General features: G+C 40.9%; 6 protein-coding genes and 1 pseudogene. All 7 read right to left on the minus strand.

Features of this window, described 5'->3' with window-relative positions; genetic code table 11:
- Positions 1-45 precede the first annotated feature (45 nt).
- Positions 46-579, minus strand: a complete 534-nt coding sequence (locus CVN76_RS19870) for a histidine phosphatase family protein (RefSeq protein WP_100532752.1) — start codon at positions 577-579, stop codon at positions 46-48.
- Between the two features lie 298 nt (positions 580-877).
- Positions 878-1,336, minus strand: coding sequence for a hypothetical protein (locus CVN76_RS19875; protein WP_061143863.1), 459 nt, complete (start codon positions 1,334-1,336; stop codon positions 878-880).
- A 170-nt stretch (positions 1,337-1,506) separates the two neighbouring features.
- A pseudogene (locus CVN76_RS31870) lies at positions 1,507-1,623 on the minus strand (glutathione-dependent formaldehyde dehydrogenase); the annotation flags it as partial.
- A 95-nt stretch (positions 1,624-1,718) separates the two neighbouring features.
- The gene (locus CVN76_RS19885) at positions 1,719-2,171 is read right to left on the minus strand and encodes a nucleoside deaminase (RefSeq protein WP_100532753.1); all 453 of its coding nucleotides are present in this window, start codon (positions 2,169-2,171) and stop codon (positions 1,719-1,721) included.
- A 235-nt stretch (positions 2,172-2,406) separates the two neighbouring features.
- Positions 2,407-3,369 (minus strand): DUF4822 domain-containing protein, encoded by a 963-nt coding sequence (locus CVN76_RS19890; RefSeq protein WP_100532754.1) that lies wholly within the window; start codon positions 3,367-3,369, stop codon positions 2,407-2,409.
- A 512-nt stretch (positions 3,370-3,881) separates the two neighbouring features.
- The gene (locus CVN76_RS19895) at positions 3,882-5,021 is read right to left on the minus strand and encodes a zinc-dependent alcohol dehydrogenase (protein WP_100532755.1); all 1,140 of its coding nucleotides are present in this window, start codon (positions 5,019-5,021) and stop codon (positions 3,882-3,884) included.
- 139 nt (positions 5,022-5,160) lie between these two features.
- Entirely contained in the window at positions 5,161-6,090 is a 930-nt protein-coding gene (locus tag CVN76_RS19900) for a glycerophosphodiester phosphodiesterase (protein ID WP_332850654.1), read from the minus strand.
- Between the last annotated feature and the right edge of the window lie 268 nt (positions 6,091-6,358).

The raw sequence follows: 6,358 nt of genomic DNA on the forward strand, positions 1-6,358 counted from the left end.
AATAACTTTCTACTTTTAGGGCTGAGAAGCTTAAATACTCTTTCATCACCTTTCGAAAACATACAGCCTTCCATTGCTGGCAAGCTTGAATTTTGGACCTCCGAACCCCCGTCTTATCAACTCTTTCCTTAAAAAGACCATAAGTGCGGCATGACTCACGATCAAGACATCCCTTTCCCCCTTCGCAAAGATCTCGTCCAATGCTTTATTGATCCTCCGCTTTGCACTCTTTATTTCCTCTCTCGTTTGCTTGTTCATGACAGAGCAGCAGCGAATCCAAATGGCCCAAAGGATGAACGGCAGCTTCAACTCCCCTTTTAGGGGCGGGGAAGGGATTTCCCGCAGTTCTTCCATAAAATGAATCGTGCCAGGAAAAATATGTTCCGCTGTCTTGACCGCTCTCGGCATATCGCTGCAATAGCATTCCTCCCACTCCGCCTGACCTAATGAAGTCGATCCATAAATGATATCCGCAGCATCATAGTCGATGAACCACTGCTTCATGTCATCCGCCGACACGGATTTCCCGGTCGGGAATTCATGCGCCACCTTAAAATGCCTTACCAACCCAATTTTCATATGTACTCCTCTTCATCATGCAAATTCTTTTATTGATTGATTCAGTATGTATTTTATATAACCAAGACAAATGCGTTGCCTCTATCTTCCCTGTAAAGTGTCCCGCTGTCATTTCTCGACTGAGCAAGACTTGATGATATTGCCGTGGACTTCTCTTCTTTAATACCCTTTCCGTCACTTTATCTAACAAAGGAGAAGATTTACAAATTCTTCAAGACTGGGTCGGAAGCAGCCTGAAAGGAGAAAATTCATCAAGAGAAGGAAAAAAGAGAAAGCATTTGCCTTCTCCATCGATCTATCAACCTATGAATTGAAGCTCGGTGATCGTACATCTTTTCCTGAATTTATATTTTCCGCTTAAATCACTGAATTGATAATCATTCAGGGCTTTTCCGAGCTGTTCCTTAAGCTTATCCACTGTGATTGAGGCATCCACTATCTCATTCCAATTTTCCTTGCCGATTATCTCATCGAACGGAATGACGGCCAGCACTTCATCATAGATCTCGATGCTTTGATCAATGCCAAAGCTGCCATAGATGCTTCCATTTTCATCTGCAAAGATATGCTCCGATTCCAATTCTTCCACCAGTACTTCAAGATACCCCTGCGATTTAACGGGCTTGATGGAAATCTCTGCCTCCGCCTTTACAGGCCCCAATCTCTTATCGACGATTTCCATCGTCAATTGAACGTGAATGGAAGGATACACTTGTTCAATCCCCTCACAAAGTTCCGCTGCCGAATTATATACCATCTAAAACACCCTCCTATTGTCACTAACATTATATAATACTTCTTTTCCTTACCAAAAACATTTATTCAAGCTCATTCGAAACCCTTTGTGCAACCTACCAAAAGCACATCCAATGATTTTCTTGCTGCTAATTCGCCGCCTATCTACGGTTGCTCACTAGGCCGTATCCGCTTTTTCACGCCAGCATTCACTACACACGGATATGCGGTCGGCAGTATGTCGGACATGAGCTGGAGCGCCTCATCTTCTAGTTCATGAAACTATGGGATGACCAACGGCATGAAGTTCCGAATATGCTCTAAGTAAATAAAAAAAGTCCAAATTCCCAGGACTTAAATGGAGGAATTGGACTTTTATCGTGACTATGGATTTGTTTCCTGAATTACGATCGCTGCTTCCAAAGCTTCATTGGGTTGTTTTGCCCTTCAGTTAATGGCATTTGTATCATCGAAAGTGAGCGTTCTGCTTTTGTCTTTTGCAAATCCTCATATATACTTTTAGATTTCCCTAGACCCACTTCTTCTGCCTCCTCGACTGAAGCACAATAAAAAACCTTCTTGATTCCGGCAAAGTACATTGCCGTTAGACACATCGGACAAGGCTCCCCACTTGCATACATGGTATAACCGGATAGATCATTCGTGTGAAGTTCCTCTTGGGCGCGCCGGATGGCAAGTAATTCCGCATGACCGCTAATATCATAAGTTTTATGCAGCTCATTGACGCCTTCAGATACAAGCTGGTTATTATTCACAAGTACTGCACCAAAAGGTTGACCACCCTCACGAACATTTCCTACCGCTAGTTCTACTGCTCGTTCCATGAATTTATCCATCTCAAAACCTCCATCAATGTTTTAATTAGGCTGTTTCCGCAGCTATTCACCCATGCGAAAACAGCCTTGATCAAAAGATCGGTAAAGTAATTATAGGGCAATGTCCATGACATTGCTTAATTTGAATATGGTTAAGGAGAATGAAAGTCCAATTAGCCATTTTCCTTTTTCTTGAATGAAAACAAAAAGGGAACGGAGAAATCCATTCCCTTTTTGACTAGCTGCTAGTCTTACTTCATTTAGTGAATTTTGGTTTAAGATCACCTTTATAAGGTTCATGTTCAACGAATACAGTTATGTCCTTGCCTTCATTGTCTTTTCCCATTCTTTTATACGTGAATTTTTTATTATTAAGTTCGGTAAGCTCAAGAGCGGCCCCATATTTATTTTCCCCAATTGAAACATGTGCTCTTATTTTATTTTCGTGTACAATAGCGAAGTAGCCATAATCGCCGCGGCTCTCTCCTGTTTCAGCATTGAAAAACTCATATTTATTGGTCTTGTCATTAAATTTTGCCAAGCTTATAAAATTCGCATTGGCCTTGGTGACATCATTACCGTCTTCATCTAATACCTTTGTTCCGTGCCAAAGCGTGCTACCTAAAATCTTATCTCCATCAACGTCCTTAACAATATCCCCAGTAGCAGTTTCCAACTGCTTGTCAGGGTCAGTGAAAGACAGCTCTTTTTCTTTATATGGAACATGTTCAACGAACACCTCTACATCTTTGCCATCAGCGTCTTTTCCCATTCTTTTATAAGTAAAAACATCTTTATCTATTTTTTCCATGTCAACCACTGCTTGATAATTCATTGATTCTGAAATTAATATTCTCTTCTTCCCATCATTAGTGATGAAGAATGTTCCTTTATCGCCACGACTTTCTCCTGTCTTTGCATCAAAAAATTCATATCTTCCTGACTTCGCATCATATTTAGCAAGGCCAATGAAATTAGCATTTTCTTTTGTTAAATCATTATTATCTTTGTCATACACTTTTGTACCCTGCCAATTTGTGCTACTAAGCGTGTTAGCCATTTCCTGACCTTTAGTTAACTTATCTTCCTTGTCCGTTTTCTTATCGGCTTGTTCTTGCTTCTGTTCATTATCATTTTCTTTTGTGTTAGTGTTGCAGCCTGTTAAGAATAATGTGAATCCAAGCGCTAATGATGTTATTGCTTTTGCTTTTTTGTTCATTTTCATTTCTCCTCATTTCTTAATTGTGGTGAATGTTAGAATGTCCTACTATCTAAACAGTAATTCATTACTGATTTTTTCATGGAAGCCTATAAAATCTGACTATCTTGCTCCCGCTGTCAACAACATCCTCCTTGTGTTCTGCCGCTTGAATTGATTGGGAGATGAAACGCACCGGATGCATTCAAAGAACCTTGTTGCCACTACTATCATGATAGTCCCCAGTTATAAACTGCCTCTAAATAAATTCTTAAAAAAAGATAAACTTATTCTTAAAACTTCTTTGTATGTCGCAACCGGAACTTCTTAAAGATAAACTTTGCTTCCTGTTCCAGCGATTTCGCTCATCATTTTATTTATCTCTCTTTCATTTACGATCCTATTGAAGTTCGGGACAACTCCAGTGGCATAATGCTCCCCGGTCATCCTAGTACTTACTCATATGTCTCCAGGTGTGACGCCAACTAAAAAAATCCAATGCATTAGCTGCATTGGATTTTTATCATCTATCATTATGGCTTTAACACCACTTTAATGCATTCGTCTTCATGATCGTTAAAGATTTGATAAGCTTCTCCCGCTTTTTCGAGAGGGACTCGATGGGATATGATTTCAGTAGGATCAAACTCCCCAGCCGTTATTTTGTCAAAAAGCATGGGCATATAATGAATGACCGGTGCTTGTCCCATTTTAATGTTGATGTTCCGTTCAAATAAATCGCCTAATGGAAACATATTATATTTGGACCCGTACACCCCAGTCAGCTGGAGCGTGCCGAATTTGCGAACAGCTTTAATCGCAATCTCTATTGCACTTAGCGTCCCGCCCTGAAGCTTCAGCTTTTGCTCGATTGCCTCAATCGCCGATTTCTTTCCATCCATTCCGACACAATCTATCACGACATCCGCCCCGCCTGAAGTGATTTCCTTAATATAGCCGCCCATATCGTTATATTCATCGAAATTATATATCTCAACCTTATTCATCTGCTTCGCCCTATTGAGCCTATAAGGAAGATTATCGATGGCAATGACTCGCTTTGCGCCTTTCATCCAGGCGAATTTCTGTGCCATCAAGCCAATCGGGCCACAGCCAAGGACCGCTACCGTATCCCCTTTTTTCACGCCGGCATTCTCTACACTCCAATATGCGGTCGGCAGCACATCTGACATGAACAGAAGTGCCTCATCTTCAAGCTCACAAGACTCCGGGATGACAAAAGGCATGAAATTCCCGTATGGGACCCTTAAATATTCCGCCTGCCCGCCGGGATAGTTTCCATAACGTTCTGTAAAACCAAAGTATCCCCCTGTATCGACCGCTTCGTTTGGATTGGAATTATCACATTGACTCTCCATTTCATGCTCACAATAATAACAATGCCCGCATGAAATATTGAAAGGCAGGACAACTCTGTCCCCTTTTTTCACCTTCGTTACTTCGGGTCCGACTTCTTCAACGATGCCCATCGGCTCATGACCTATCACATAATCTTTATGCGTCGGCAAAGCCCCCTGATAGATATGGAGATCGGATCCGCAGATTGCCGTTGAAGTAACTCGTACGATGATATCTTCCTTCTGCTGAAGCTTCGGATCCTCAACTTGCTTCACCTGAATATCTTTTGCCCCTTGAAAAGTAACTGCCTTCATGATCAGCCTCCTAAAAATTCTTAATAATCCTGCTATACCCGCTTACAAAGATTGGTAAGCCTTGTTACTTGTCATCCTAATTTTCCCCAAAAATCAGGCAGGATAACCGTGACTCACCAATGAAATCCTTCAATGTGGCTTATTGTTTCTCCTTGTTAAGATGATGATTATGTTTATACTCTCTTAAGACCTCGTTAAACACATCCGGATAATTCGTAAATACCCCCGTCGCCCCCCAGTCCAGTGCTTTTTTCATATCAGCCCTATCATTGACTGTATAGGGATGAAATTGGAGGCCATGATTTCTGACCATATTCACATATGTTCCGTCCACCATATTGAAGTTTGGGCCGACTCCCATTGCATATCGTTTAATGGACTGTAATTCCTTTTCAGAAATGGCTGCTTGAGTCTTATAAGAAAAAAGTTGCACTAGAGGTAATTTTGGATTCAAATCATGAACTTTCAAAAGGCTTTCCTTGCTGAACGATTGGATCAGGACATTTTTGGTATGCCCCCTTGAATCCACCATGTTATAATCCTTCAAAACCTTCAGCAGTTCTTCTTCCATTCCTGGATATACTTCAGGGGACTTTGTTTCTATATAGTAATTGGCCTCCCTGCCGAATTTCTTAAAGACTTCTTCCAAGGTGGGAACGACTAACCCTTCATATTTCTTTTTTGCCATTTGTGGATTTTTTTCATTGAACCACGTACCGGCATCCAGTTTTTTGATTTCGGTCAGCGTTAAATCTTTCACAAGGCCAGTGCCATCCGTCGTGCGATCGACACTTTCATCATGCATTGCTATCAATCTTCCATCCTTTGTCATCTGGAGATCGATTTCTATGTAATCACCCTTCATCCTTTCTCCTAATTGATAGGCGGGAATCGTATGTTCAGGTGCGTAACCGGATGCCCCGCGATGTGCAATATTCACAATTTTGTCCTCATAAATAGGTGAATTCGAATGATTTTCATGTGCGGCCGAGGCACTCATAGAAACAGCCTGCAATATAAAGGCCGCACCTATCATGCTTAACCCTGCTTTCTTTATGCTCTTTTTCACTTTCTCTCTCTCCCTTCCATCTTTACCATCAGTTTAAAAGGGAAATGTGAAGCTGCAGCAGTTATCGTGTAAAGAAACTCTATAATAGGTAAAATGAATATAATGACCTACTGGGCATTAGGAGGGCGCAAATCAACATTTTATGGAAATTTTCAACATTAAGCGATTTACAAAAAACACGTATCAGCTTACTATTAAACAAACAGAACATTAATCTTAAGGGGAATTATGTTAAAAAACTATCAATATTACCAAAACAAACAACGAT

This window comes from Bacillus sp. mrc49 (genome assembly GCF_002803435.1).

What these genes read in the sequence shown, in the direction of transcription:
- CVN76_RS19895 (WP_100532755.1), bottom strand. Translation starts at nt 5,021, where the DNA reads ATGAAGGCAGTTACTTTTCAAGGGGCAAAAGATATTCAGGTGAAGCAA.
- CVN76_RS19875 (WP_061143863.1), bottom strand. Translation starts at nt 1,336, where the DNA reads ATGGTATATAATTCGGCAGCGGAACTTTGTGAGGGGATTGAACAAGTG.
- CVN76_RS19885 (WP_100532753.1), bottom strand. Translation starts at nt 2,171, where the DNA reads ATGGATAAATTCATGGAACGAGCAGTAGAACTAGCGGTAGGAAATGTT.
- CVN76_RS19890 (WP_100532754.1), bottom strand. Translation starts at nt 3,369, where the DNA reads ATGAACAAAAAAGCAAAAGCAATAACATCATTAGCGCTTGGATTCACA.
- CVN76_RS19870 (WP_100532752.1), bottom strand. Translation starts at nt 579, where the DNA reads ATGAAAATTGGGTTGGTAAGGCATTTTAAGGTGGCGCATGAATTCCCG.